The organism is Methylophilus sp. YYY-1 (assembly GCF_029132825.1).
Classification (GTDB): domain Bacteria; phylum Pseudomonadota; class Gammaproteobacteria; order Burkholderiales; family Methylophilaceae; genus Methylophilus; species Methylophilus glucosoxydans.
In genome coordinates, this window is sequence record NZ_WOVG01000005.1 from 201605 (window position 1) to 228418 (window position 26814).

General features: G+C 53.7%; 25 protein-coding genes. 19 read left to right on the forward strand and 6 right to left on the reverse strand.

What is annotated here, in order from left to right; all coding sequences use genetic code 11:
• Positions 1-53: 53 nt before the first annotated feature.
• The 6 genes from GOC95_RS13975 to GOC95_RS14000 all read left to right on the forward strand — a co-directional run bounded on the left by GOC95_RS13975 (position 54) and on the right by GOC95_RS14000 (position 7672).
• On the forward strand, positions 54-422 hold the full coding sequence (locus tag GOC95_RS13975; protein WP_194748945.1) for a CidA/LrgA family protein: 369 nt from the start codon (positions 54-56) through the stop codon (positions 420-422).
• Positions 415-1155 (forward strand): LrgB family protein, encoded by a 741-nt coding sequence (locus tag GOC95_RS13980; protein WP_275357877.1) that lies wholly within the window; start codon positions 415-417, stop codon positions 1153-1155. The genes GOC95_RS13975 and GOC95_RS13980 overlap by 8 nt, the downstream gene beginning before the upstream one ends.
• Positions 1156-1395: 240 nt before the next feature.
• On the forward strand, positions 1396-1731 hold the full coding sequence (locus GOC95_RS13985) for a hypothetical protein (RefSeq protein WP_275357879.1): 336 nt from the start codon (positions 1396-1398) through the stop codon (positions 1729-1731).
• A gap of 219 nt (positions 1732-1950) precedes the next feature.
• On the forward strand, positions 1951-3033 hold the full coding sequence (locus GOC95_RS13990; RefSeq protein ID WP_275357881.1) for an efflux RND transporter periplasmic adaptor subunit: 1083 nt from the start codon (positions 1951-1953) through the stop codon (positions 3031-3033).
• 21 nt (positions 3034-3054) lie between these two features.
• Positions 3055-6243: an efflux RND transporter permease subunit gene (locus GOC95_RS13995; RefSeq protein WP_275357883.1), complete on the forward strand. Its 3189-nt coding sequence runs from the start codon at positions 3055-3057 to the stop codon at positions 6241-6243.
• Entirely contained in the window at positions 6233-7672 is a 1440-nt protein-coding gene (locus GOC95_RS14000) for a TolC family protein (RefSeq protein WP_228518856.1), read from the forward strand. Before GOC95_RS13995 ends, GOC95_RS14000 begins: the two co-directional genes overlap by 11 nt.
• A gap of 498 nt (positions 7673-8170) precedes the next feature.
• Here GOC95_RS14000 and GOC95_RS14005 read toward each other — a convergent pair whose 3' ends face one another.
• From GOC95_RS14005 to GOC95_RS14015, 3 genes are all read right to left on the reverse strand, one after another.
• Complete coding sequence (locus tag GOC95_RS14005) at positions 8171-8752, reverse strand: hypothetical protein (RefSeq protein WP_275357884.1); 582 nt, start codon at positions 8750-8752, stop codon at positions 8171-8173.
• Between the two features lie 137 nt (positions 8753-8889).
• Positions 8890-9249: a DUF4186 domain-containing protein gene (locus GOC95_RS14010; protein WP_275357886.1), complete on the reverse strand. Its 360-nt coding sequence runs from the start codon at positions 9247-9249 to the stop codon at positions 8890-8892.
• A gap of 16 nt (positions 9250-9265) precedes the next feature.
• Positions 9266-10498, reverse strand: a complete 1233-nt coding sequence (locus GOC95_RS14015) for an MFS transporter (protein ID WP_275357888.1) — start codon at positions 10496-10498, stop codon at positions 9266-9268.
• Positions 10499-10750: 252 nt separating this feature from the next.
• On the opposite strand from GOC95_RS14015, the gene GOC95_RS14020 reads away from it, so the two are divergent.
• From GOC95_RS14020 to tmpT, 13 genes are all read left to right on the forward strand, one after another.
• The gene (locus tag GOC95_RS14020; protein ID WP_275357889.1) at positions 10751-11338 is read left to right on the forward strand and encodes a hypothetical protein; all 588 of its coding nucleotides are present in this window, start codon (positions 10751-10753) and stop codon (positions 11336-11338) included.
• Positions 11339-11365: 27 nt separating this feature from the next.
• Positions 11366-12274 carry a hypothetical protein gene (locus GOC95_RS14025; RefSeq protein ID WP_275357891.1) on the forward strand — a complete coding sequence of 303 codons (909 nt, stop codon included), beginning with the start codon at positions 11366-11368 and terminating at the stop codon, positions 12272-12274.
• 15 nt (positions 12275-12289) lie between these two features.
• On the forward strand, positions 12290-12928 hold the full coding sequence (gene alkB, locus GOC95_RS14030; RefSeq protein ID WP_275357892.1) for a DNA oxidative demethylase AlkB: 639 nt from the start codon (positions 12290-12292) through the stop codon (positions 12926-12928).
• Between the two features lie 185 nt (positions 12929-13113).
• The gene (gene raiA, locus GOC95_RS14035) at positions 13114-13440 is read left to right on the forward strand and encodes a ribosome-associated translation inhibitor RaiA (protein ID WP_194748955.1); all 327 of its coding nucleotides are present in this window, start codon (positions 13114-13116) and stop codon (positions 13438-13440) included.
• A 132-nt stretch (positions 13441-13572) separates the two neighbouring features.
• A complete protein-coding gene (gene hprK / locus GOC95_RS14040) occupies positions 13573-14523 on the forward strand; it encodes an HPr(Ser) kinase/phosphatase (RefSeq protein ID WP_194748956.1) in 951 nt (316 codons plus the stop codon).
• A gap of 19 nt (positions 14524-14542) precedes the next feature.
• Positions 14543-15424, forward strand: coding sequence for an RNase adapter RapZ (rapZ, locus tag GOC95_RS14045; protein ID WP_275357895.1), 882 nt, complete (start codon positions 14543-14545; stop codon positions 15422-15424).
• Positions 15425-15445: 21 nt separating this feature from the next.
• A complete protein-coding gene (locus GOC95_RS14050; protein ID WP_194748958.1) occupies positions 15446-15853 on the forward strand; it encodes a PTS fructose transporter subunit IIA in 408 nt (135 codons plus the stop codon).
• Positions 15854-15864: 11 nt separating this feature from the next.
• A complete protein-coding gene (locus GOC95_RS14055) occupies positions 15865-16134 on the forward strand; it encodes an HPr family phosphocarrier protein (RefSeq protein ID WP_275357897.1) in 270 nt (89 codons plus the stop codon).
• Entirely contained in the window at positions 16135-17886 is a 1752-nt protein-coding gene (gene ptsP, locus GOC95_RS14060; RefSeq protein WP_275357899.1) for a phosphoenolpyruvate--protein phosphotransferase, read from the forward strand.
• 126 nt (positions 17887-18012) lie between these two features.
• Positions 18013-20043 (forward strand): M3 family metallopeptidase, encoded by a 2031-nt coding sequence (locus GOC95_RS14065; protein ID WP_275357900.1) that lies wholly within the window; start codon positions 18013-18015, stop codon positions 20041-20043.
• 86 nt (positions 20044-20129) lie between these two features.
• Positions 20130-20438 carry a hypothetical protein gene (locus tag GOC95_RS14070; RefSeq protein ID WP_275357902.1) on the forward strand — a complete coding sequence of 103 codons (309 nt, stop codon included), beginning with the start codon at positions 20130-20132 and terminating at the stop codon, positions 20436-20438.
• 197 nt (positions 20439-20635) lie between these two features.
• Positions 20636-21883 (forward strand): hypothetical protein, encoded by a 1248-nt coding sequence (locus tag GOC95_RS14075; protein ID WP_194748963.1) that lies wholly within the window; start codon positions 20636-20638, stop codon positions 21881-21883.
• 72 nt (positions 21884-21955) lie between these two features.
• A complete protein-coding gene (gene tmpT, locus GOC95_RS14080) occupies positions 21956-22618 on the forward strand; it encodes a thiopurine S-methyltransferase (RefSeq protein WP_275357904.1) in 663 nt (220 codons plus the stop codon).
• Between the two features lie 5 nt (positions 22619-22623).
• On the opposite strand, the gene GOC95_RS14085 is transcribed toward tmpT, so the two are convergent.
• The 3 genes from GOC95_RS14085 to GOC95_RS14095 form a co-directional block, all read right to left on the reverse strand.
• Positions 22624-23304: an HAD family phosphatase gene (locus GOC95_RS14085; protein WP_275357906.1), complete on the reverse strand. Its 681-nt coding sequence runs from the start codon at positions 23302-23304 to the stop codon at positions 22624-22626.
• 66 nt (positions 23305-23370) lie between these two features.
• Positions 23371-24261 (reverse strand): transglutaminase family protein, encoded by an 891-nt coding sequence (locus GOC95_RS14090; RefSeq protein WP_275357908.1) that lies wholly within the window; start codon positions 24259-24261, stop codon positions 23371-23373.
• 8 nt (positions 24262-24269) lie between these two features.
• A complete protein-coding gene (locus GOC95_RS14095) occupies positions 24270-26810 on the reverse strand; it encodes a circularly permuted type 2 ATP-grasp protein (RefSeq protein ID WP_275357910.1) in 2541 nt (846 codons plus the stop codon).
• Positions 26811-26814: the final 4 nt, after the last annotated feature.

Sequence of the window (26814 nt, forward strand, 5' to 3'; positions counted from 1 at the left end):
GGCGTATGGCTTTATCCATCACGCAGGGACCACACAGACAAACGGATTCACAGATGATTTCAGGCTTGGTACAACTTTTTTTATGGCAGGGGCTGGGCGAGCTGCTCAGTAAATTCTTTTTACCCGGCATCCCCGGACCGGTGCTGGGCCTGCTGCTCTTGCTGGTGTTTTTATGTGCCCGTGGGCAGGTGAATGCCGACCTCGGCCTGGTGGCCGACAGTTTCCGCCAGCATCTGGGATTGTTGTTTGTACCTGCCTCGGTCGGCGTGCTGCTGTTTCTGCCCGAGCTGCAAACGCATGCCCTGGCGGTAGGCACTGCCCTGCTGGTGAGCGTGATTCTGACCATTGCCGTCACCGCCATTGTGCTCAAACTATTCTGGTATGTTTCACTCAAGCGCAATAAGGGGCACCGCCATGAGTAAGCGCCTGCCAATTGCCGAAATCTGGGTCTACCTGTCGGGTGACCCGCTGTTTGCACTGATTATTACGCTGGCCAGTTATCAGCTCGGTTACCTGTTGTATGTGCGCGCCAAGCGTCATCCGCTGGTCAACCCCGTCGCCATTTCGGTGCTGCTCACCTGCCTGACCATCCACCTGCTGGACATGCCGTATGAAAAATACTTTGAAGGTGCGCAGTTTGTGCACTTTTTGCTGGGCACGGCGACCGTCGCCCTGGCAGTGCCGATTTACAACGGCTTCAAGCGCATGCAAGGCAAGATTTTTCATATCTGGGTGGCGCTCACCGTGGGCAGTACGGTGTCCATTGCCAGCGCGGTGGCCATTGCCAAGCTGATGGGCGCGACCGACAACATTGTGGGCAGCATGTATGCCAAATCGGTGACGGCGCCGATTGCCATGGGCATTGCCGAGCGCCTGAACGTGTCGCCGACGCTGACGGCGGTGTTTACCGTGATCACCGGCATGCTGGGGGCGATTCTGGCCCCGTATATCCTCAATGCGGTCAAAGTTCAGCAGTGGTGGATACGCGGCACGGCGATTGGGGTGGGCGCGCATGGTCTGGGCATTACGCGCGCGTTTAGTGTCAATGAAGAAGCCGGGGTGTTTGCCAGCATGGCGATGGGGCTCAATGGCGTGATCAGTGCCATCGGCCTGCCCATCGTATTGACCTATTTACGCCCACATTTGGGCTTCTAGCTGACACCCAGCTTACAAACGGCCATTTTGGCCGAACTTGGCGCAAAATCGTATTGTCATTCCAAACGTAAAAGGGTTTAATGTAAGCATTGTAAATCCCATTTACGGCGATCAATGTGTGAAAGCGTCACCTGGCTGATCAAAACGATTAGCCAGTGAAAACAGTGCCTTATCACAGCAATAAACCGTAAACATACACCCCATACTAACAACCATTGATGATAGCCATTCACTGAATATATGGATAAACCTCTGAATACAGCCGCATACAAGCTCAGACTGTGGGTCGTCACAGTGCTGCTGGCTGTGCTCGGGGTGGCCCTGGTGGCAGAGTTCTCTGACCACTCCAGCTACCGTGATGATGTGGTGCGCGTGCGGATTGCCGAGGTCAGCGAACCTTCAGCCGATGGCGAATCGCCGTTTCCCTCATTAGTGCCTTTGATTAACCTGCCCGCAAGCTTCGTCATTGCCTGCGTGATTCCGTTTGCGCTACTGGCTTTGCCCCGTCAGCGCCTGATCAAACACCGCACGGTGGTTCGCCACCTGCACTCACGGGCTCCCCCCACATCTGTTTAGGCCACTCTGTGCCCATGCGCATGCTGTTACTCCCCGATTCAAGTTGATAGTGTTTGTAACCGATGCGCCCTCCCTGTCCTGCATCATGCCCGGTGACATGGTACTGGCGCCCAGAGTCCAACGGTGGGTGAACATTCCCTGGCGGCATACGCCTACAAGATGCCAGATGGCTGTTTAACCAGTATTCCTCTTCAATTTAATTAAGATAAGAACACACTTATGATGAAACAGCACTTAATCGTTTTAGGCTTGCTTGGCTCCCTGCTAGGCGCTTGTCATAAAGAAGAAGCGCCCAAGGAAGAGCTTCCCAAACTGGAAGTCACCACCCCGATGCGCAAAGACACCACGCTGATTAAAGAGTATGTCTGCCAGATCCATGCCATCCGGCATATTGAAATGCGCGCGCTGGAGCGTGGCTATTTGCAGGATATCTTTGTCGACGAAGGCAAATATGTCAAAGCTGGCCAGCCCATGTTCAAGATCATGCCGAATATCTATCAGGCGGAATTGATGCGCGCCAAGGCTGAGGCCAATGCCATTCAGATTGAATACGAAAACACCAAGGCACTGGCCGAAAAAAATGTTGTGTCGCTAAACGAGCTGGCGATTGCCAAAGCCAAACTCGACAAGGCGCTGGCTGAAGTGAACCTGCACCAGACACACTTGAACTTTACCGACATCAATGCGCCGTTTGACGGCATCATGGACCACCTGTTTGTGCGGAAAGGTAGCCTGATGCAAGAGGGTGACTTGCTGACCACACTGTCTGACATCAGCAAAATGTGGGTCTACTTTAACGTGCCAGAATCCGAGTATCTGGACTTTAAAGCCCGTCATGAAGATGAAAAACAGGTCAAGGTGCATCTGCGCATGGCCAATGGCCAGGTGTTTAACCAGCAGGGGGTCATCGAAACCATCGAAGCCGACTTTGACAACAAAACCGGTAACATCGAGTTCCGGGCAGGCTTCATGAACCCCGAGCGTCTGTTACGTCATGGCGAGACCGGTAACATCATGATGGATATCCCTTACAAAAACGCCATGCTGATTCCACAAAAAGCGATTTTTGAAATTCTGGACCAGCAATATGTGTTCGTGGTAGGCAAGGATCACAAACTGGAACAACGACTGGTTAAAGTGGCGGCTGACATTCAAGACATGTCCATCATCGAGAGCGGCCTGCAAGACACCGATCATGTGTTGATTGAAGGCCTGCGCCGCGTCACCAAAGGTGACAAGATCATTGAGGACTTTAAAACACCCGACAAGGTTGTTCCTGAACTGAAGCTGTACGCAGAATAACGAAACATCAGGTGAACACATATGCTTAACATATTCCTCAAACGCCCAGTACTGGCCATCGTACTGTCCCTGCTCCTGACGTTTACTGGCTTTTTGTCCATTAAAAGTCTGCCGGTCGAGCAGTTTCCAGACATTGCGCCACCGCGCGTATTGATCTTCCTGGCTTATCCTGGCTCCAGCGCCAGCGTGCTGGTGCAATCGTCACTGATTACACTGGAGCGCGCCATTAACGGTGTGCCCGGCATGAAATACATCGTGTCCGACGCGACCAGTGCGGGTGAAGCCACCATCCAGGTCTATTTTGACCAGGGGGTAGACCCGAACGAAGCGATGGTGAACACCAAGGTCAGGCTGGACCAGGTCATCAACCGTCTGCCACAGCTGGTACAACTGGAAGGGGTGATCCTGAACAAGGTACAGCCCAGCATGTTGATGTACGTGAACATGTACAGTACCGATAAAAACGCGGACCAGAAATTCCTCTACAACTACTCACAAATTAACGTGATTCCTGAAATCCAGCGCGTGAACGGCATTGCCTGGGCGCAGATTTTGGGTAGCCGCCAATATGCCATGCGGGTGTATTTAAACCCTGACCGCATGCGGGCTTACAACGTGTCTTCCAAAGAAGTCATGGATGCGATGTCCAACCAGAGTTTGATTGGTCGTCCTGGCCGTTTGGGGCAAAGCTCGGGCCTGCAGGCGCAAGCCAAGGAATACACCCTGGTCTACAGCGCCAGCCGCTATGAAAAGCCTGAGCAATATGAAAATATTGTGATCCGCTCCACCCCCTCAGGTGAGATTCTGCGCCTGAAAGACATTGCCAAAGTCATGCTGGGCAGTGAGTTCTACGACATTTACTCCAACAAAGACGGTTATCCTTCTGCCTCGATTGTGTTGAAGCAAAACTACAACACCAACGCGAAAGAAGTGATTGAAAACGTCAAGAAAACGCTGGAAGAGCTCAAACCCACCTTCCCGGCTGGCATGACCTATGAAATCAACTACGACGTGTCACGCTTTGTAGATGCTTCTATCCACAAGGTCTTGCATACGCTGGTTGAAGCGTTTGTGCTGGTATCACTGGTGGTGTTCATTTTCCTCGGTGACTGGCGCTCTACCCTGATTCCGTTGATCGCGGTGCCCATCTCGCTGATCGGGGCGTTTGCCGTGATGAGCTCGTTCGGCTTGAGTATCAACCTGATTACGCTGTTTGCCATGGTGCTGGCGATCGGGGTGGTCGTGGACGATGCGATTGTGGTGGTGGAAGCGGTGCACGCCAAAATGGCTTCTGACCATGTCGGCCCTTACGCCGCGGTACAACGTGTATTGGGTGAAATCGGCGGCGCGGTGGTCGCGATCACCTTGCTGATGACCTCGGTATTTGTGCCGATCACCTTCCTGCCGGGTCCGGTGGGTGTGTTCTACCGCCAGTTTGCGATCACCATGGCGTCCTCCATCGTGTTGTCAGGCATTATTGCGCTGACCCTGACCCCCGTGCTGTGCGCGATGATCTTGAAGAATACGCATGGCCAGCCCAGAAGCCGTAACCCGATCAACCTGTTTTTGGATATATTCAACAAGGGCTTTGACAAGGTAACTGATTATTACACGGCCTTCCTTGAAAAACTGGTGACTCAGCGCACGATCACCTTTCTGGTGATTGGGCTGTTCTCTTTCGGGATTGTTTCGATTGTTAAAATCATTCCAGAGGGCTTCATTCCCGGTGAAGACCAGGGCATGATTTATGCAATTATCCAGACCCCTCCAGGCTCAACACTGGAAACCACCTATCAGGTGTCACAAGAGCTGCAAAAAGTAGCGAAGAAAATTCCTGCAGTGCAGTCTGTGACCGCCTTGGCGGGTTACGAGGTGCTGACCGAAGGGCGCGGCTCTAACGCGGGTACTTGTATTATCAACCTCAAGGACTGGGAAGAACGTAAAGAGACGGTTGCCGACGTACTCAAATTACTGGAGAAAGCCACCGAAAACTTTGGCGCGCGGATTGAGTACTTTGAACCGCCTGCAGTGCCTGGTTATGGTACCGCTTCCGGTCTGGCCTTCCGCTTGCTGGATAAAACCGGCTCGCTGGACTACCAGAAGTTTGATGAGATCAACAAAGACTTCATGAAGGCCCTGGCAAAACGCAAAGAATTAACCGGTTTGTTTACATTCTATGCGGCCAACTATCCACAGTACGACTTGATCATTGATCCGCAACGTGCCATGCAGAAAAAAGTCACGATTGCCGATGCCATGGACAACCTCGACGTGCTGGTGGGCAGTACCTTTGAACTGGCCTTCATCCGCTTTAACTACTACTTCCGGGTGTATACCCAGGCTGCGCCTGAGTTCCGCCGCTTCCCTAGCGACATCCTGAACTACTATGTGCGCAATGAAGATGGCGAGATGGTGCCTTACTCAGCCTTCATGACTATGAAGAAACAACAGGGTCCTAACGAAATTACCCGTTACAACCTGTTTAACTCTGCAGCGCTGCGTGCCGAGCCTGCTGAAGGCTACACCACAGCCTCTGCAATCAATGCCATCAAAGAAGCCGCTAAATCTCTGCCCAAAGGCTACTCAGTGGGCTGGGAAGGCTTGAGCTTTGACGAAGAACGCCGTGGCAATGAAAACATCATTATTTTCATGGTGGTGCTGGTATTCGTTTACATGGTGCTGGCCGCCCAATATGAAAGCTTCATTATTCCGTTTGCGGTCATGCTGTCGTTGCCAGTTGGTATTTTCGGTAGCTTCCTGTTGCTGAAAATGACCGGGTTGGCCAATGACGTGTATGCGCAGATTGGCTTGATCATGCTGGTGGGCTTGCTTGGTAAGAACGCAGTGCTGATTGTAGAGTTTGCGGTACAGGCGCGTGAAAAAGGCGCCTCTATCAAAGAGGCCGCCATCGCCGGGGCAAAAGCACGTTTCAGACCAATCTTAATGACCTCGTTTGCCTTTATTGCCGGCCTGATTCCATTGACGGTCGCGACCGGGGCCGGTGCGATTGGTAACCGGACCATCGGTACCTCGGCCTTGGGCGGCATGTTATTCGGGACGCTCTTTGGTGTGGTCGTGATTCCTGGCCTTTACTATATATTCGCCAGCTTGGCGGACGGTAAAACGCTGATCCGCAAGGAAGATCAGAACCCACTGACTGAGTCCTACGAGTACAACAGACATGAAGAAGAAGACGAACATGACCACTAATAAATATCTGTATTGGCTGGTAAGCGGTGCAGTTGCAGCCATGCTGCAGTCCTGTGCGATCCCCAACATCATGACCAAGGAGGCCGACACCGCCTTACCCGCGCAATATAGTGGTAAAGCGGCCGCGGCCGACACCCAAAGCAGTGCCAGTGTGAGCTGGAAAGAGTTCTTCCAGGACCAGAATCTGGTCTCTCTGATTGATACGGCCGTGGCCAACAATAAAGAGATCCAGATGATGGCGCAGCGTATCTCGATGGCGCAGAACGAAATTCAGGCCAGACGCGGTGCTTACCTGCCTTTTGTGAATGCCGGTGGTGGCATCAATTATGAAAAAACCAGCAAGTTTACCCGGCTGGGTGCGGTCGAAGATGGCCTCAAGATTCATAATCAATCCTTCCCGACCTTTCTTGGCGACTACCAGTTTGGGCTGGTAGCCTCCTGGGAAGTCGACATCTGGCACAAACTGCGTAATGCACAACAAGTTGCCGTGCTCGACTACATGGCGACCACAGAAGGCAAAAGCTTCCTGGTCACCAATTTGGTGGCTGAGGTGGCCAACAGCTACTACGAGCTGGTCGCGCTGGATAACCAGTTGCTGACGCTGCAAAAAAACATTGAGATTCAGCAGAATGCGCTCAATGTGATTCGTGAACTGCAGAAATACGCGCGCTCAACCTCACTTGCGGTCAAACGGTTTGAAGCCGAAGTGAAAAAGAACCAGAGCAAGCAGTACGTGATCAAGCAGCAAATTACCGAGGCTGAGAACCGCATCAATATGCTGCTGGGTCGCACCTCGCAACCAATTGCACGCAACAGCGATGGCTTCATGGAACTACAGCCTAAAGCAGTCGAGACTGGCCTGCCATCACAAATGCTGGCCAACCGCCCGGATATCCGTCGCTCAGAGCTCGAACTGGCAGCGGCCAAGCTGAATATTGATGTGGCCAGGGCTAACTTCTATCCCTCGTTCACCATGAACGCCGGACTGGGCTTTCAGGCCTTCAAGCCGCAGTATTTGCTGAATATCCCAGATGCACTGGGCGCTTCACTGGGCGCGGGCTTGATGGGGCCATTGATCAACCGGAACGCGATCATTGCCGAGTATAAAAATGCCAGTGCCTCGCAAATTGAAAAAGCTTACGAGTATGAGCAAACCATCATCAATGCTTATATGGAAGTGGCGAATCAAATTGCCAACGTCGATAACCTGAGCAAAAACTTCAGCCTGAAAACCGACCAGGTTAACCAGTTGACGCAGTCGATTGACGTCGCCAACCAGCTGTTTAAAAATGCCCGCGCGGATTACGGTGAAGTGCTGCTGACGCAACGTGATGCGCTGGATGCCAAAATGGAGTTGATAGACACCAAGCAGCAACAGATGTCTGCCATGATCAATCTCTATCGTTCTTTGGGCGGTGGCTGGCGTTAAGCGTTACCCAAACCAAGCCTAAGCAGATCGCCCAGTCTAAAGCTCGCGATCTGACAAAACAAAGGGATTCCGCAAAACGGAATCCCTTTGTTTTTGTTGTCCTGAGAAATCAATCCACGCCTTAAACCATCACTTTTGTCTAAGTCACCTAGACCACCTGAGCGTAGCAATGCTTGAGAGCACTCAATCGACCTCGGCACGCAAGTAGGCTACATGGCACATGTGCTGTCTTACCGATGCATATGGTACACAGCCTAAGTTGAATAACGAGTAAACACCACTCAGCCAATCCGCTCAAAGCGAGCCTCCCCATGACAAATACCCTTGCTGCAGGATATAGCAATTCCTGTTTAAACAGGCGTGTGCGTAACGAGCGCGGTAGCAGAGCGCCGGAGGGAGGAGTCGTGAAGAGATGCGCCGTATATTGCGTGACGCTGACAAGCACTCACCCGTGCCTAACCAAACAGGCTAGCCACGGGCAAGTTATTAGAATGGGGCTTATTTGCCGAGCAGGTTATCCAGTGAACGCTGGTCCAGTGCGCCCAAATAGGTCGGGCATTGCTGGCTGATGACGGCGACCCAAGCTGCACAACCGTCTAAAGGTTGCTGGCTGGCTGGCACGGTCAAACCAAAATCTGCTGGTTTGCGCGGCGGGACTGATTTGTTGCCAAACCACATGACGCGCTTGTCCTTAGACAACGCGAAACAGCTCTTGGCCGCTTCACGCAAAGCCTCGCGCGCATCGCTCAGGCTGCCGCAAGCCGCACTGCCGTCAACCTCCATCAATTGTGCACCGACTTCATAGCGGGTTTGGTCCACAGTCAATATCGTACCGGCAGGCTTGTATTCATTCATGACCGCATAAAAGCCAAACAGAAAAATCAGCATGCCCAGGGAAAGGCCACGATGCTGCTTCTCAAACACCTCAATGCCAAAATAATTCACCGCCAGCGCCATCAGCGTCAAGGCAAATGCCGCCATAGCCACCATTTTGTGCGGAATCTGTATCTCATAAATCCCCCAGGCAAACGCAATTACCGCGATGGCAAGGGTGACAATCCGCATCATTTTTTTATTCATTGCAACACACGCTCCACTAACTAAAGATAGAGGCAGTAGTGGCCCTAGCCACCGCTCACCCACGCGCAACATCTTAACCGATTTGCCTGAATGATTGATATTGATGCAGCCCGAATGTTCGCAAAGACGGTGCCAAATTAAGCTTGCTGTAAGTTTGCCGCCAGCCAATGCTCAATCACCACCACCAGATACGCCTGTTCCTCCAGGGTCAGCGCTCGGCCAGCAGGAATCTGGTGCCATTTGGATAAACATCCTCGGCAACATGTGGCGGTAGCATGCTGCGCGACAAACACCGGATGTCCGCGCATCGGCGTTTGCTGACCGTCATTGGCCGGAGTAGCCGGGGCCAGCCGCTCGGCAATAAATTTTTCTGCATGGTCTAGCACCACCGCCAACCCTTTTTGTTGCAAATACTGCTGGTCTTTAGGGTTTAATTTGAACCGTGCGCGAAAATCGGAGCGTTGCAGGGCTTGAAACAAGGCTTCGAGATCGCGCATGGCCTACACACCACAATCAGTGCAACTGCGAAAGGTGCAGATCTCGCAGTTTTGGCGCCTTGAACGCCGTCACCCCTACCACTGCCAGCGTCATGCAGCCCCCAAACACCACCGAGGGCACCAACCCCATGAGTCTGGCGGTGAGCCCGGACTCGAACGCACCTAGCTCATTGGAAGAACCGATAAAAATGCCGTTGATGGCCGAGACGCGGCCGCGCATGCCATCGGGCGTGGCCAGTTGCAGAATGGTTTGCCGTAACACCACCGAGACGCCGTCCATCATGCCGGAGATGGCCAGGATCAGCATGGCTAATTCAAAATTGGTGCACAAGCCAAATGCAATCATGCACGCACCAAAACCGGCCACGGCAAACAGCAGCCAGCGGCCACTGTGCTCATGAATCGGGTGTTTGGCAAGCCAGATGCCGGACACAATGGCGCCCAGTGCGGGGGCGGCACGTAATAACCCCAGGCCTTCGGGGCCCATCTGGTAGATATCGTGCACAAAGGCAGGCAGCATGGCGACAGCACCGCCAAATAGCACGGCGAACATATCGAGCAGTTGCGCGGCGAGCACCACTTGCGTACGGCGGACAAAGCGCAAGCCTTCAGCGATGCTGGCAAAGACTTTCATTGGCTCATGGCTATGGTGCTCGGTCACGCGCAAGGCCAGCGCAGCCACACAGGCGGCCAGTGCCAGCAGTGCAGACAGCCCATAAGCGATAGATTTGTCAGCAAACCCAATCAGCAAACCGCCGATGGCGGGACCGACAATGAGCCCAATCTGAAACATGGAGCTGCCGATGCCAGAGGCCTTGGCGATGGAGGCACGCGGGATAATCAGGGCAAATAGCGTGTTATAGCTGGGGGAGATCAACGCACGTGCAAAGCCGGTCAGGCAGACCGTGCCATAGATCCACCAGGCAGTATGTGCTGGCTGTTGTTGCGTAATCATCACCAGTAACCCGGCGTTCACCGCCAGAAAAAAAGCCGACACGGCGGCAAAACCGCGGCGCGAGAAGTAATGATCCACGGCATGCCCCGCAAACAGCGCGCTACCCATGTAAGGGACCACTTCTGCCAGGCCGACCAGCCCCAAGGACCAGGGATCGTGTGTCAACTCGTAGATATGCCAGCCGATGGCAACCATCATCATCTGGTACGACAGCACCATGAGGATGCGGTAGGCAAGCAACTTGGGGAATGCATAGCCCTGATGGGCAAGAATCTGGCGGATGGACAAAGACATAGGCAAGATTATACGCTATCGCTTCACATGGCTGCGGCGTGCAAAATCGCCTACAATCTGCAAGCGGGTGCGGTGAATCAGGCAGTAGGCGGTAACGCTGATGAGCCGTCGTTGACTCCGTGCGACTCTGCCGATATAGATGGGGCGCACCCGCAAGTCTTAAGCAACCGATTAAATGCGGCAAGATTTAATCGGGTAAGATGCCTGCCTGCTATCGCAAGCAGTCTGCCCCTTAACTAAAGGTTTATTTTCATGACATCACGTATTTCAGTATTCAGTTTGTGTTTTCTCTGGTTTGTGACGCTTTGCGCACATGCAGAGGAAAGTTTCGTCACCAAAGAGCCATTCAGGCAACCGGCAAAAATGCCTTCGGCCATCGTGACTTTGCTGGCGCAAGAGCCGTCGGTGGCCAATAGTGCCAGTTGCGGGGAATCCAAGCCTGCCGCTTTACTGGAAACGCAAGTGTTACGCCTGAGCAAAACGGCAAAAGCTTATTTGGTGAAACCAGCACATGCTTGCCTGTGCCGCGATGCCGCTTGCCCGGTGTGGTTGTTTCAAATGAGAGGGGCGGCGGCCAAGCTCATTTGGCATACCCCTGCCGCAATCAAGGTGGCCGTATTAGACAAAAAATTTGATGGCTACCAAAAACTGGGCGAAACCGACGGCGATGCAGCGGCAGGGAGTGAGACGCACTGGTCTTGGGACAATACGCGTTATAAACAAACCTATAAAAATACCTGGACCATGGACGCCGACAATAAATGCCGCTTGGGCGAGGAAACGATCCATCTGGTGGATGGAAACATTGTGAACCATACCATCAAGTGTCCCCAGGAATAACTCTCGAGAAGCTCATGCGAGGCTAAGATGCGCATCGTGATCCAGAGACTGTTGCTGGGACTGGCATTACTGCTGACATCCCCCGCCATGGCGGCGGACACCATGCAACTCTGGATCACCGTCGATTGGGAAGGCTTGTCGCTGGATGAAGACAATCTACAGGCCATGCAACGCTTTCGGCAGCAGTTTCCAGACATTCCGATGTTGCATTTGGTCAATCCGGTCTATTTTATCCAGCCTGGGGTCCATCGCGCCCAGGTAGGCAGCCTGATTCGCAGCACGTTTTTACCGCAGGACACGGTGGGATTGCATCTGCACCCCATGCGCACATTGGTTGAGTATTGCGGGCTCACCTATCAGGCCACGCCCTCGATTTCTGGCCGCGATGAACATTGCAGACAGGCCAGTTGCGGTCATTCTGTCAGCCTGGAGTTTGCTTACAGCGAGACCGAGCTGACGCGGCTAGTACATTGCAGCAGTGATTTGATGGTGCAAAACGGCTTTAACCGTCCCCGGCATTTCCGCGCCGGCGCCTGGCAACTGGGGCCCAAGTTGCAAGCCGCCCTGGTTGCGAATGGCTTTTATTGGGATAGCTCGCGCATTGATGCGCGCTTGCTGACCACGCGCTGGCCCAGCGACAGTCCCCTGATCAAGGGATTGCAACAGCTGCATGCGGGCAGCACACCGCTGGAACAACCGTATGCTTTGTCTTATCAATTGATGGAATACCCGGATAACGCCGCCCTGGCGGATTACACCAACACGCAACAACTGTTGCGCCTGTTTGAAGCTTTATTGAACCAGGCCCCTGCCGTCATGGTCTTGGGATTTCATCAGGAATCGGCTGCAGACTACCTGTTGCAACTGGAGCGCGCCATTCCCCACATGCAGCGGCTGGCAAAACAGAAAAATGTCACGTTGGTGTGGATGCCCTAATCGCCGCGAGAACGCATGGACTTATTTGCACAAGACACCCCCTCTAAAGTGATGCTGGCCCCGGGTGCCTGCTGGTTATCCGGCTTTGCGCTGCCCTGCATGCCAGTACTTTGGCCTTGTCTGGCACAGCATCTGTCTGCCCATCCGGCCCGGCAGATGATGACGCCCATGGGTTACCCGATGTCAGTGCGCACCAGCAGCATGGGTGATTGGGGCTGGGTAGGCAGTGCGGCTGGCTATGGCTACCAGGCGGCTGACCCCGCCAACCATCAACCCTGGCCAGCAATGCCGGAGGTGATTTTACAGCTGGCTGCGACCGCCGCGCAGCAGGCAGGCTATGCCGGCTTTGTGCCCGACAGCTGTTTGATCAACGTGTATGCTCCCGGCAGCAAAATGGGCTTGCATCAGGATAAAGATGAGCAGGATTTTACGCAGCCGATTGTGTCAGTGTCGCTCGGCCTGCCCGCCACGTTTCTATTTGGCGGCCCCAGGCGGACGGACAAGCCGGTGAAAATCCCGCTGGTGCATGGCGATGTGGTGGTCTGGGGCGGCGCCAGCAGACGGTTTTATCATGGTGTCGCGCCAGTCCAGCCTGGGCAGCACCTGCTCATTGGCCCGCAACGTATTAACCTCACCTTGAGAAAAGCGCGTTAGCATCTCGCCCTGACAACGCCTTAACAATAGCCGCATAAACGCTGATGAAGATCAAAAACCCCGCTCACTTCCGGGTTGCATCTGTTTTTCAAAAGAGTAAACTGAAACTGTCTTATCTATCCAACATTTGCTGAATGATCCAGCAAACACTCGATAAGACCCTTTCCGAAAACAAGGAGTTTGTCATGAATTTACAACTTACAGGACACCATTTAGAAATCACTCCAGCACTGCGTGAGTACGTATCATCGAAGTTCTCGCGTATCAGCAATCACTTTGATCATGTGATTGATGTCAAAGTCACCATGTCTGTTGAAAAGCTTGCCCAAAAGGTTGAAGCGACATTGCATGTGCCAGGCAACGACTTACACGCCGCCTGCTCAGACGAAAACATGTACAGTGCCATCGACATGCTGACCGACAAACTTGACCGCCAGGTCGTGAAACACAAGGAAAAAAATGGCGACCACCACAAATCCGGTGGCGCTGTGAAACACCAGTTAAGCTCATAAGCCTTAACGCCATTCTCTACCCGACCGGGTAGAGAATTCACCCCGCCCCCGCTACTTTTACGCCGTTTCACGCCACCCGAATCAATTCAGTTGTAAAATGAGTCCAACACTTTGTTGATGCGTTAACAACTTATGGCTCAAATCTCCGTAGCCGATTTATACAAGCAGATTCGCAGCAAACTCAAATTGAAATGGGTAGCAGGCGAGTCTGGCGGTCAGAAAATTCTCAATTCAGGCACTGTGACCAAGCCTTCACTGGCTCTGGTCGGGCATTTGAATTTTGTGCACCCCAACCGGGTGCAAGTGTTGGGCTGTGCCGAAATGGACTACCTCGGTGGGCTCAGCATCCTGGCCATGCAACAGGCGGTAAGCAACCTGTTTTCAACCGACCTGGCCATGGTCGTGGTCGCCAATGGTGAAAAAGTACCCTCGGTCATGCTGGAAGCCGCACAACAATCGCAAACCCCCTTATTCACGACACCCATGATCAGCCCGCAACTGATGGAATTACTCAGCCATTATCTGGCGGTGGCGACGGCAGAAACCACCAGCCTGCATGGTGTGTTTATGGAAGTACAAGGCTTTGGTGTGCTGATTACCGGCAGTGCGGCGATTGGTAAAAGCGAGCTGGCGCTCGAGCTGATTTCACGGGGTCATCGGCTGGTGGCAGATGATATTGTGGATTTTTACCGGGTCTCGCCCGAACGCATTGAAGGCCGCTGCCCGGAGCTGTTGCAAGACTTTCTGGAAGTGCGGGGTCTTGGCATTTTGAATATCCGCGCACTCTATGGCGATAATGCAGTCAAACCAACCAAGCCGCTGGATATGATGATACAGCTGGAGCTGGCCGACGAATTGAAACCGCAAGACCTGGACCGGCTCAGTGCCAACCGGCAGACGCAACAAGTGCTGGATGTAGAGATCAGCAAGGTCATTATCCCGATTGCGGCCGGACGCAACATTGCGGTACTGGTAGAAGCCGCCGTACGCAATCACATGTTGCTGTTGCGTGGCGTGAATGCCACCAAACAACTGACACAGCGGCAAAAACAGATCATGCTCAGAGAAAGCAAATTACGATGACATCCACAGGGTTAAGTACATGCAACTGGTGATTGTGACCGGGCTCTCCGGCTCGGGTAAAACCATTGCCTTGCGCGTGTTTGAAGACAGCGGCTATTACTGCATTGATAACCTGCCGGCCACCTTGCTGCCGCATATCCAGAGCCATGTGGCCAACCGTGATGCGGCCAAAGTGGCGGTGAGTATTGATAGCCGCAGCATTGCGATTGAGTCTTTACCCGACATCCTGAAAACCCTCAAGAGCCAGGGCATTGCCGCGCATCTGCTGTTTCTGGATGCCAGCCTGGAGACGCTGGTCAAGCGCTTCTCTGAAACCCGGCGCAAACACCCGCTCAGCACGCCAGATCAAGCGCTGGCCGAGAGTATCAAGCATGAGCGTGATTTGCTGTCTGGCCTGAATAATCTGGGCCACCATGTAGATACCAGCAACCTGTCATCCAATGCCTTGCGCAACCACACCCGGGACTGGATGCTGCAAATTGAACAAAGCTATTTGCCCGCCCGCTCGCATTCGCTGGTGCTGTCGTTTATCTCGTTTGGCTTTAAACATGGCATTCCACTCGATGCCGACTTTGTGTTTGACGTGCGCAGCCTGCCCAACCCGCATTACGATCCGATTTTGCGACCCTACAATGGCACACAGGCGCCGATACAGCAGTTTTTGCAAAATGAATCACAGGTGCTTGAAATGCAGCAAGACATTCAGCACTATATCGAAAAATGGCTACCAAGCTTTTATCACGACCATCGCAGCTATGTCACGGTAGGCATCGGCTGCACCGGGGGGCAACACCGTTCCGTCTATCTGGTGGAACAATTGGGGACGTATTTCAAGCAACAGCATCAAGTCATGATTCGCCACCGCGAACTGCAGGATGCCGCCGCGATCGCTACCCCGTAACGAGACTCTGAAAGTACATTTATGATTGGTGTTTTGATTATTGCGCACGGTAGCCTGGGACCCAGCCTGATTGACTGCGCCACACATGTGATGGGCAACCGCCCGGCACAGCTGGATTATCTGGAAATTTCAAAAAATGATGACCCGGCAACGGTACTGCCCAAAGCGCAGGCACTGGTGCAAAGCCTGGACAGTGGCCAGGGGGTGCTGGTGTTGTCAGATATTTATGGTGCAACCCCGTGCAACATCGTCACCAAACTGCTGACACCAGACGAGACCGAGGGCGTGGCTGGCGTGAACCTGCCCATGCTGGTGCGCGTGCTCAACTACCGTCACGAGGGTTTGCACTCCTGCATCCAGAAGGCCCTCAGCGGTGGCCGCGACGGCGTTGTCCACTTTACCAAAACCACTTGTCATCACGCACAATAACCACATAAAACATGGCCAAACTTTCTTTAGAAATCATCAATAAACTCGGCTTGCACGCACGCGCCTCCACCAAATTCACCCAAACTGCCAGCCAGTTCAAGAGCGAAGTCTGGGTGGAAAAGAATGGCCGTCGAGTCAATGCCAAAAGCATTATGGGCGTGATGATGCTGGCCGCCGCCAAGGGCAGCACCATTGACATTGAAGCCACCGGCCCGGATGAAGATCAGGCGCTGGCCGCACTCGAAGCACTGGTTAACGACTATTTTGGCGAGGGTGAATAATTGACCAGCTTTAGCATGCATGGCGTCGGGGTATCGAGTGGCATTGCCATCGGCCATGCACACCTGATTTCGCATGCCCTGCTCGAAGTCGTGCACTTCAAAATTGAGGCGTCTGCTATCGACGAGGAAATTGCCCGCTTTGAACGTGCAATCGGTCTGGTCAAGCACGACCTGGAACAACTCAAAGCACAACTGCCCAAAAATGCCCCGGCTGAACTGAGTGCCTTTATCAATACCCACTTAGCCATGCTGACTGACAAATCATTGTCAGAAGCGCCTAAAGCCATTATCCGCAATGAGCTGTGCAATGCAGAATGGGCACTTAAACAGCAAATGGATGATATCGTCGCCCAGTTTGACGCGATTGAAGACGCCTATTTGCGCGAGCGCAAGCAGGATGTGGTGCAGGTGGTCGAGCGTGTAATCAAGGTCTTGTTGGGCCGCGACCAACTGGCCGCCAGCGAGAAAAAACTGCAAGCCAGACAAGAACGCGCCATGATTCTGGTGGCGCATGATGTCTCCCCGGCAGATGCCATCCAGTTCAAACATCACCAGTTTGCGGCCTTTATCACCGATGTCGGCGGGGTTACTTCACACACCGCGATTCTGGCCCGTAGCCTGAATATTCCGTCCATCGTTGCCTTGCAGCGCGCCCGTGACCTGATCAATGACGGCGAACTGATGATAGTCGATGGCAGCGAAGGCGTGGTCATCGTCAACCCTGACCCCGAGGTGCTGGCGGAATACCAACTCAAGCAAAACCAGTGGCAACTTGCCCAGCAAAAACTGCAACGGATTAAAACCACCAAAGCCGTCACCGTGGATGGGGTGGCGATTGACTTGCTGGCCAATATTGAAGTGCCGGACGATGTGGTTGCTGCCAAAGCCTCGGGCGCCGTCGGCGTAGGCTTATACCGGACCGAGTTCCTGTTTATGAATCGCACCGAAATGCCCGATGAGCAGGAACAGTTTGAAGCCTACAAACATGTGGCGGAGGCCATGAAAGGCCAGCCGGTCACCATCCGCACGCTGGATATTGGCGCCGACAAGCAACTAAACCCGGATGAAGTGGTGACGGCCATCAACCCGGCGCTGGGCTTGCGTGCCGTGCGCTATTGCCTAGCCGAGCCGCATATTTTTCACAGCCAATTCCGCGCCCTGTTGCGTGCCTCGCACTATGGCCAGGTGAAAATCCTGATTCCCATGCTGTCCAACCTGGCAGAACTGCGGCAAACCAAACTGCTGTTCACCCGTGCCAAAGAGTCGCTGCGCCAGCAAGGCATCCCGTTTGACGAGCAAGTGCCTATCGGCGGCATGATCGAAGTACCGGCCGCCGCCATCAATGCTGACGCCTTTGCGCAGGAACTGGACTTTTTGTCCATAGGCACCAATGACCTGATTCAATATACGCTGGCGATTGACCGTGCCGACGATGCGGTGGCGCATTTGTATAACCCTTTGCACCCGGCCGTCTTGCGCTTGATCCAGATGACGATTGCCGCCGCCGCCAAATATGACAAGCCGGTCTCGGTATGCGGCGAAATGGCGGGTGACATCAAACTGACGCGCTTGCTGGTCGGCATGGGCATGCGCCAGTTATCCATGCACCCGGCGCATATCCTGAGCGTGAAGTCGCAAATCCTGCAGAGCGAAGAAAATGTGCTGGCCAAACAAGCCAGAAAAATTCTGTCGCTCAATGATCTGGAGAAAATTGACCCGCTGATTAAAAAATTAAATGGCGAAGTGCACTAACGCTGCACGGATGCCCTTGTATTAAACAAAACTCATCACCATCATCAATATATACAATGAGCCAAATGCAAACATTTGGCGAATAATACGCCTCTATCATTTATCGCATTCAACAAAGGATTTGCTGTGAGCACCAACCCATTACTTGCTTTTAGTGGCCTGCCCAAATTTAACGATATCCGTCCAGAGCATGTCTCACCCGCGATTGACCAGTTACTGGCAGAAGGCCGCGCCCTGGTAGAGCGCCTGGCAACTGCCAGCGAGACGCCCGACTGGCAAAACTTTGTGCAACCGATTGAAGACTACTCGGAAAGACTGTCTCGCAGCTGGGGGCCGGTCGGGCACATGAATGCCGTGGTCAACACGCCAGAACTGCGTGAAGCCTATAACGAAAACCTGGCCAAACTGACCGACTTTTACAGCGACCTGTCACAGGATGAGCGCCTGTACGCCAAGTACAAAGCCATCCAGGCCAGCGCGGGTTACGCACAATTGAGCCGGGCACAACGCAAGATTATCGACAACGAAGTGCGTGGCTTCAAACTGGGCGGTGCCGAACTGCCGCCAGCCGAAAAAGTACGCTTCAAGGAAATCGCCGAACAACTGTCCAAACTGGGCAGCAAGTTTGAAGAAAATATCCTCGATACCACCAACGACTTCAAGCATCTGGTGACAGACGCAGCCGAACTCACAGGGCTGCCTGAGGACGCCTTGCAAGCGGCCGCCGAAGCCGCAAAAGCCGAGGAGAAAACCGGCTATCTGTTTACGCTGCACTTCCCGTCTTACATGCCGGTCATGCAATACTGCGACAACCGCGCCCTGCGTGAAACGCTTTATCGGGCCTATGCTACGCGCGCCTCAGAATTCAGTAAACCCGAGTGGGATAACACCGCCCTGATCGCTGACCTGCTCAAACTCAAGCGGGAAGAAGCGCAACTGTTAGGCTTTAAAAACTATGCTGAACTGTCGCTAGCGACCAAGATGGCAGATACGCCGGCACAGGTGATTGAATTTCTGGACACCCTGGCCAAGCGGGCCAAACCCTATGCCGAAAAAGACATGGCCGAACTCAAGGCCTATGCCGAAAAGCTGGGCTTTAGCGACATGCAGGCCTGGGATGTGTCCTACATCAGCGAAAAACTGCGCCAGGACAAATACGCGTTTTCAGATCAGGAAGTCAAACAATACTTCCCCGAAGACAAGGTGCTGGCAGGCCTGTTTAAAGTGGTGGAAACCATTTTTGGCGTGCAGGTGCGCAAAACCGATGCGCCGTTATGGCATAAGGATGCGGGTTTTTATGAGATCAGCGACCAGCAGCGCCAGCCAATTGCCTATTTCTATCTGGACTTGTATGCGCGGCATGGCAAACGCGGGGGCGCCTGGATGGATGAGTGCATTACCCGCCGCAAAATTGCCAATGGCATAGAGCTGCCGGTTGCCTACCTGACCTGTAACTTCTCGGCACCCGTTGGCGACAAACCTGCGCTGTTCACCCATGACGAAGTGATCACGCTGTTCCATGAATTTGGTCACGGCCTGCACCACATGCTAACCCAGGTCGAGGAATACAGTGTTTCCGGCATTAAGGGCGTGGAATGGGACGCGGTCGAACTCCCCAGCCAGTTTATGGAAAACTTTTGCTGGGAATGGGACGTGCTGCGCCATATGACGGCGCATGTCGACACTGGTGAGCAACTGCCGCGCGCACTGTTCGACAAAATGGTCGCCGCCAAAAACTTCCAGGCCGGCATGCAAACCGTGCGCCAGATCGAGTTTTCATTGTTTGATATGCGCCTGCACAGCAGCTTTGACCCGGCAGGCAAGCAGACGGCACTCGACGTGCTCGAACAGGTGCGTGATGAAGTGGCCGTGTTGCGTCCGCCGAAATGGAACCGTTTCCCCAATAGCTTTAGCCATATTTTTGCAGGCGGTTATGCCGCAGGCTACTACAGCTACAAATGGGCAGAAGTGCTATCTGCGGATGCCTATAGCCTATTTGAAGAGCTGGGCGTGTTGTCTGCCGAGGCAGGTAGCCGCTTTAAAAACGAGGTACTGGCACAAGGTGGCGCACGTCCGGCCATGGAGTCTTTTGTTGCCTTTAGAGGTCGCGAGCCGAGTATGGATGCGTTGTTACGCCACAACGGCATGGCAAGTTAATCACTTTGTACATCTAGCCAAGTGTCTGACACTTGGCTTTTTTACACGCACCCGCTATGCTAGCCAGATCGTTTTAAGGATTAAAAATGTCTCGTCTGCCCCTCTGTGTGTTACTGATTGCCTTGTTGCCGACGTTGGCGTTTGCCGCCAAAGAAGAAGCAGATGATATTCAAGCCAAAACCGCCAATGGCGATGAAGTGGTGCTGCACGCCAATGGCTACTGGGAGTTTAAGGATGCCAAAAAAGCCGAGGAAGCCAAAGTCAAAGTCGAGCAATTTGAGCGGAGTAATAGCTGTCCCTTGGGTATGCGGCCCAGCTTTTTGGGCGTCGGCCGTTGCATCGCATTTGACGACCCCATCCTCAAACGTGGTTCACTGAGTGGCAAGGGCCGCTAATTTGCGGCCACGCGAACCTCAGACAAGCACTAAAACAGGGCAGCCATCGCTGCCCTGTATCATTTCAAATATCCCGCGCACAGCAAGTGCAGGGCACGGGCCGCAAGCACAAGCCATTGTGCGCAATATTTTGCCAACGTCCCCCAGCAGGAACGCCACTTGCTTATTTCAGGTTTTAGATGCATTGATGGAGCCTCATGATTAATTCTCTCGATTTTGCCCGCCACGGCGACAAACAAAACTCCGCTTTTTTTGAAGAGTATTTGCAAAAGCTGCTCGAAGAGCGCGACCAGCTCGGGCTGACCGACATGATTCAGGAAATTGATGCGCTGATGATTACGGTAGACCCTGATCATTCGATTCAGTACATCGCCGAACTGTCTTTAATGACCTCTTACCATTATCTGGTGACGCTGGAGAGTGAGAAACACTGGACGCATATTCTGCGTATAGACCTCGACTCGCCGGATTTACTGGTCCGAGAGGTGAAAGACCCTAACTTCAGGGGAATTTTCCGCGCACTCAACGAGATCTATCCTGTTGGGGCGCGCAAACCAAATAGCCGCTACATGGGTGAAATCATCCGCGTCACCAATATGCACGAGGTGGTGAAGTTACAGGAAGAACGCGAATTCCGCTTTTTTACCCAGGACGAAGTGCGCAAACTGGAATTGCCGGGCAATGTGGCGATCAGCAAACCTTCGCCCTACACGCATAATATCGTTGGCTATATGAAACGCGAGCCGGATGAGTTACGCGTGTATGCGTTGGGTATCAGTACCATCCGCGCCGATGTACAAGCCGCGTATGAAGAGGCTAAAAACCTGCAGGCCAAGCTGCGCATAGACGATTTGATTTTGCCGGTGGATCACCTGGCTACCCGCGTTTATAGCCAAAACCGTGAGGTGGCGATTCTCGAATACCTGTCCTGGTCCAGCTACTTTTTCTGGGGCGCCTATAACATCTGGGACCAAAACTCCTCCACCAATGTCACCAAGAGCGTGCATGGCTTCCCGGAAACCAAGAGCCCAGCCAAAGTGTTTACCGCCAACAATACGCCTTACTTTGTCAACCACCTGGAAAAACTGCCCTCGCCGACCGAAACCTTTGTGCGTAACTATGGCCCACGCTTGCACCATATCGCCTTATCAGTCAAAGATGGCACCCGGGACGGCAAGGAAAATATCGAATTTGTCGTCGATGCCATTGCCAGCCAGGGCAAAGGCTTTCTGCTCGATGTGATTGGCTCCAAGGAAGAAGGCCTGAAACAGATTTTCTCCAATGCCTCTGAACATTCCTCGCTGATTATTGAATATGTACAACGCTATGACGGCTTTGATGGCTTTTTCACCCGGGATAATGTGGCCAAGCTAACCGAAGCCGCCGGGGTGGAAGAAGGCGTGCTGGAGCAACAGGCAAGATTGAGTCAGCGCGCTGGGAAATAACGGACGTGCACAGGTTGATCTATACTTAGACTCTTTACGCTCAGGCTTTGACGCCTAGACCAAGGATTTTGTATGGATCACGCATTCTGGCACAGTCGCTGGCAAACCCAGCAAATTGGCTTTCATCTCGACCAAGCCAACCCGCTGCTGGTCAGCCACTTTCATCATTTGGCATTAACGGCCGGGCAATGTATTTTTGTGCCCTTGTGCGGAAAATCGCTGGATATCCCCTGGCTGTTAGACCAAGGGCTACAAGTGGTGGGCATAGAACTGAGCCCACTCGCGGTGAAAGCGTTGTTCCAAGAGCTGGCGCTGACACCGGAAGTAGACGAGATGGGGGCGATTACCTGTTACCGTACCGGCCCACTGACTGTGTTTAATGGCGACTTTTTCGCCCTCAGCCAGACACAACTGAAGCAGGCGCAAGTGGGTCAGATAGATGCGGTCTATGACCGCGCCGCACTGGTGGCCCTGCCCGCTGACATGCGCCCACGCTACAGCCAGCATTTGGCCGCCTTGACCGCACACGCCAAACAATTACTGGTGAGTTTTGACTACGACCAGTCGCTGCAAGCCGGACCACCGTTTAGTGTCGATGCCCAAGCCGTGCAACAACTGTACGGCAAGGACTTTAAATTAAGCCTGTTGGCCGATGTACCGCTGGCGGGTGGCCTTAAGGGCAAATGCCCGGCACAAGAACAAGTCTGGTTGTTGCAGGCAAAAGAACGAGTTTAGGAACGTCACTCATCAGCCATGTCGGCGCTTGGCACGCAGCCCATGAGCGCATCATGATGATGCTGCCAGTGCAGCAAGCTTTCCACCACATGAAACGCCTGTGCCCGCACCAGGTCGCCCGGTTGTTTTAAATCAGGCACCACAATCACGCGCAAGCCTGCGGCAATAGCGGCTTGTGCGCCGAGCTCACTGTCTTCAAACGCAATGCATTCGTCCGCTTGCAAGCCCAGTTTTTCCATGGCAAGCAGGTAGATGTCAGGGTTGGGCTTGCCGCGCTGCACCTCCTGGCCACTAGTGACGTGGTCAAAGTAATCCAGCACGCCCGTATGGCTCAGGCGGTGGGTAATATGCGGGATGGGTGAAGAAGAAGCGACACTGCAGGTGATGCCTGCGTCACGGTAAAACTGTAATAGCTCAAGCACACCGGGCTTGAGCGGAAACACATGGTTGCGTGCATCAAGATAGGTGTTCAGGCCAGCAATCACCTGCTGCATATGATGTTCGCCGTTGAGTTGCTCCGCCATGATCCGGCTGGAGTCTGACCAGATCCGCCCCACCAGTTGCACATATTGCTGCTCGGTATAGGTAATGCCTATGCTGGCGGCGGCTTCAATACAACCTTGCATGATGATACGTTCAGAATCGATCAGCAGACCGTCCATGTCAAAAATTGCGGCTTTAATCACTGGCAAACCCGTTTGGCGAACAAAGCGATATTTTATCGCGTCTTTGCAGGTGAGATCACAGGAATATCACGCTTGCTCGGCGTAGGCCAACGGCGTGACGGTGACACTGACCTTAAGCTGCTGCTGACCGCCACCCAGCACCACACCACGCATAGGTGAGACATCACCAAAATCGCGGCCCCAGGCCACGGTAATGTGCTCTTGCTGGACCAGACAATTATTGGTCGGATCAAAGTCTACCCAGCCATAGACCGGGCAATAGACAGACACCCAGGCGTGCGATGCATCGGCGCCGACCAGGCGCGGCTGGCCTGCGGGTGGATGGGTAAGGATATAACCGCTGACATAACGGCAGGCCAAACCGATAGAGCGTAGCGCGCCTATCATCAGATGGGCAAAGTCCTGACACACACCGCGGCGGCCTTTGAGCACCGTATCTAGCGGGGTAGAGACATCGGTGGCTTGTGGGTCAAATTCAAACTCGGTATAAATTTTTTGCGTCAGCGCCATGGCGGCTTCTAGCAACGGTCGCTGCGGGGTAAAGCAGCTCAGGGCGAAACTGGCCAGCGCTTCGCTACAGGTCACGCGCCTGGTGGCATACACATAGGGCGCAGCATCCAGGTGGTGTGTGTCCTGATCTTTTAACAAAGTCTGCACCTGCTCCCAGGGTGGGCTTTGCACAAGCTCAGCCATCTTTGGCCGTGGCTGGATATCGACCTGGAATCTGGAGGTGACTTCGAGTGACTGGTGCGGTGTCAGTAGCGTGAAGTAGTCATTGTGATTGCCGAAGAAATCCAGCCGCCGCGTCTGTTCCGCCGGCTGCGGCTCACAGGCCAGCGTATAAGAAACGCATTGCTGAAATGCGGTTTGCCGGGGCATTAAATGCAGTAATTGCTGCGATTGAATCACAGGCACATCGTAGCGATAAATGGTTTGGTGTTCGACCTGATAGCGCATGCGGGTCCTTAATGCCCAGAGATGACGACCGGACTGGCATAGCTGAAAAAGCGCAGGCTGAGGCGGTCAGACAGCGTTAAAGTCACCTCGTAGGTGTGATTGAGCCAGGCTGACAACTCTGGACTGCCTTGCATAAAGCAGGTGTCCGGGTCCAGTTGCAGCAACGCTTGCCAGCAGGCTTTCAGCTCGGCGGCAATGCCGCCTGCATTATCATGGGCATCCATTTCTTCGAGATATTTCACCAAGCCCTTGATTTGAAAAACGATGGCATTGGGATTATTGCCATCCATCAACAGTAAATCCAGCACAGGCAACCATTCGGGTTGCGAGGCGTAGCGGGCCCGGTAAGTGACCAGGTTATTGGTCACTTGTAGCAACCACTCAAGATTACTATGTTGTGGCATTTGCAAGGCACGGCTTAATAACACACACATAAACTGCAAGCGCTCAATCCGCCGTCCGAGCGACATAAACCGCCAGCCCAGATCACGCGTCATCCAGTCCATGGCAAAGCCGGTCAAGGTGACAAAATGATTCACGGCCTGCTCGATATACGACATCGCATCCTGCAAGGTGGCATGCGCGTGCCGGGTAATAAACTGCCGTGACAATACGTTCACGGTCCGCCAGTGGTCATTGGAGATGCGCTCACGCAGGTTGAACGCCTGTTGATACAACTGCTGCACGCTGGTAGCCAGACTGCCGGACTGCTGCGAGAACACGGCTTGTACCAGCAACGGCTCAATATCATCATCACTGTAAGGTTGCCATTTCGCCCATTCTTCATCATCTTTAGGCGAGGGCAACAGGTCAAACCACTGACACAAGCCCTGCATGGTCGGCCACTCGCCTTCGCGCGACTCCGGCGTGTATTCGAGCAAGGCGCGCAAGGTGGCGCGTAACATCATGGCTTTTTGCAGGTTGCGCACGGAATAGCGGCCATACCAGAACATGTTTTCTGCCATACGGCTGGAGAGCGAGGTGTTTTCACGCACCAGGTCCTGACTGGAGGTGGTTTTGCGCAACAAGCTGAACGCCGACTGCGTAAACTCCGAAAGCACCCAGGTGTCTTTGCTGGTGCCGCCACGCTGCATGGTCACCACGCGGCTATCTTTGCCGCTGGCGACGCGGGAAAGGCCGCCTGGCATCACCGCATAGCCATTGGGGGTGGCAAAGGCATAGACACGCAAACTCACTGCCAAGCTGCCCATTTGTGGCTGGTGATGATGATTGCTCAGCACAGGCGCATGTGAAATATCCACTTGCTCCTGGGCAATATAATGGCCGGGCTGCGCACGCAGCTTGGCAATCAGCGCTTCTTTTTGCGTGGCATTGAGATCCTCACCAAAAATGGGCGAAGATTGCATTTGCGGGTAAGCCGGTTTGATCACCAGATCATCCAGATGCTGGATCACATAGTCAAGCGCCGCAGATTCGCCACACCACCAGGTCGCCACCGAAGGCATATGCAACGACTCCCCGAGCAGCGACTGGCACAAGTTGGGCAAAAAGCCCAGCAAAGCCCCAGACTGCAGCAGATTCGCGCCCAGCGCATTGGCAATCAGCACATTGCCCAGTCGGGCGGCCTGGGTCAACCCGGCCACGCCTAACAGCGACTCGGCATTGAGTTCCAGCGGGTCACAATAATCATCGTCAATGCGGCGCAAAATGGCGTGCACAGGCTTGAGCCCGGCGATGGTTTTGAGCCAGACCACGCCGTTGCGCACCGTCAGGTCGTTGCCTTGCACCAGAGGATAGCCCAGATAACCAGCTAAAAATGACTGCTCGTGGTAGGTTTCGTTATACGGTCCTGGCGTCAAAATCACCACCAGTGGCGGCTCCCCCTGACTCAGTGGGGCAATGCCAGGGACAGTCTGTGCCTGATTTTGTGCAACGCGGTGCCCCCAATGTGCCAGACTGTCACGCATGCTGGCAAAAAAGCCGCTCAAGCGCTCAATATTGAGGTCGCGGAACATTTCGGGGAACACACTGGAAATAATGGTACGGTTTTCCAGCGCATAACCAGCTCCGGTGGGCGACTGGGTCCGGTCAGACACCACCCACCACTGCCCGTTAGGCGAACGTGCAATATCTACGGCATAGTTATGCAGGGCAATATTGTCGTAATGCGGGATGCCGACACAAGAAGGCAAAAAGCCGTTATGACCGTAAATCAGCGCCGGCGGCAGTTGACCACTGGCAAACAGGCGCTGTTCACCATATACGTCCAGCAATACCTGATTGAGCAAGGTGGCCCGCTGCGCCACGGCAGCAGCGATATGCTGCCACTCGTGCGAGGGAATAATCAGCGGCAAGACATCCAGATCCCACGGCCGCTGCACGCCATGCGTGTCTGCATAGACGTTATACGTCACGCCATTATCACGAATCTGACGCTGCACGGCCTCCATGCGCTTGCGCATGACGGCAGGCTCTTCACTCTCCAGCTGAGAAACCAGGGCCTGCCAGTGCGGACGTGGCTGGCCCCTGCTATCCAACAGTTCGTTATAGCGGTCAGAAAAATAAAGTTGATTAAGCACTGGTTGCATGCGT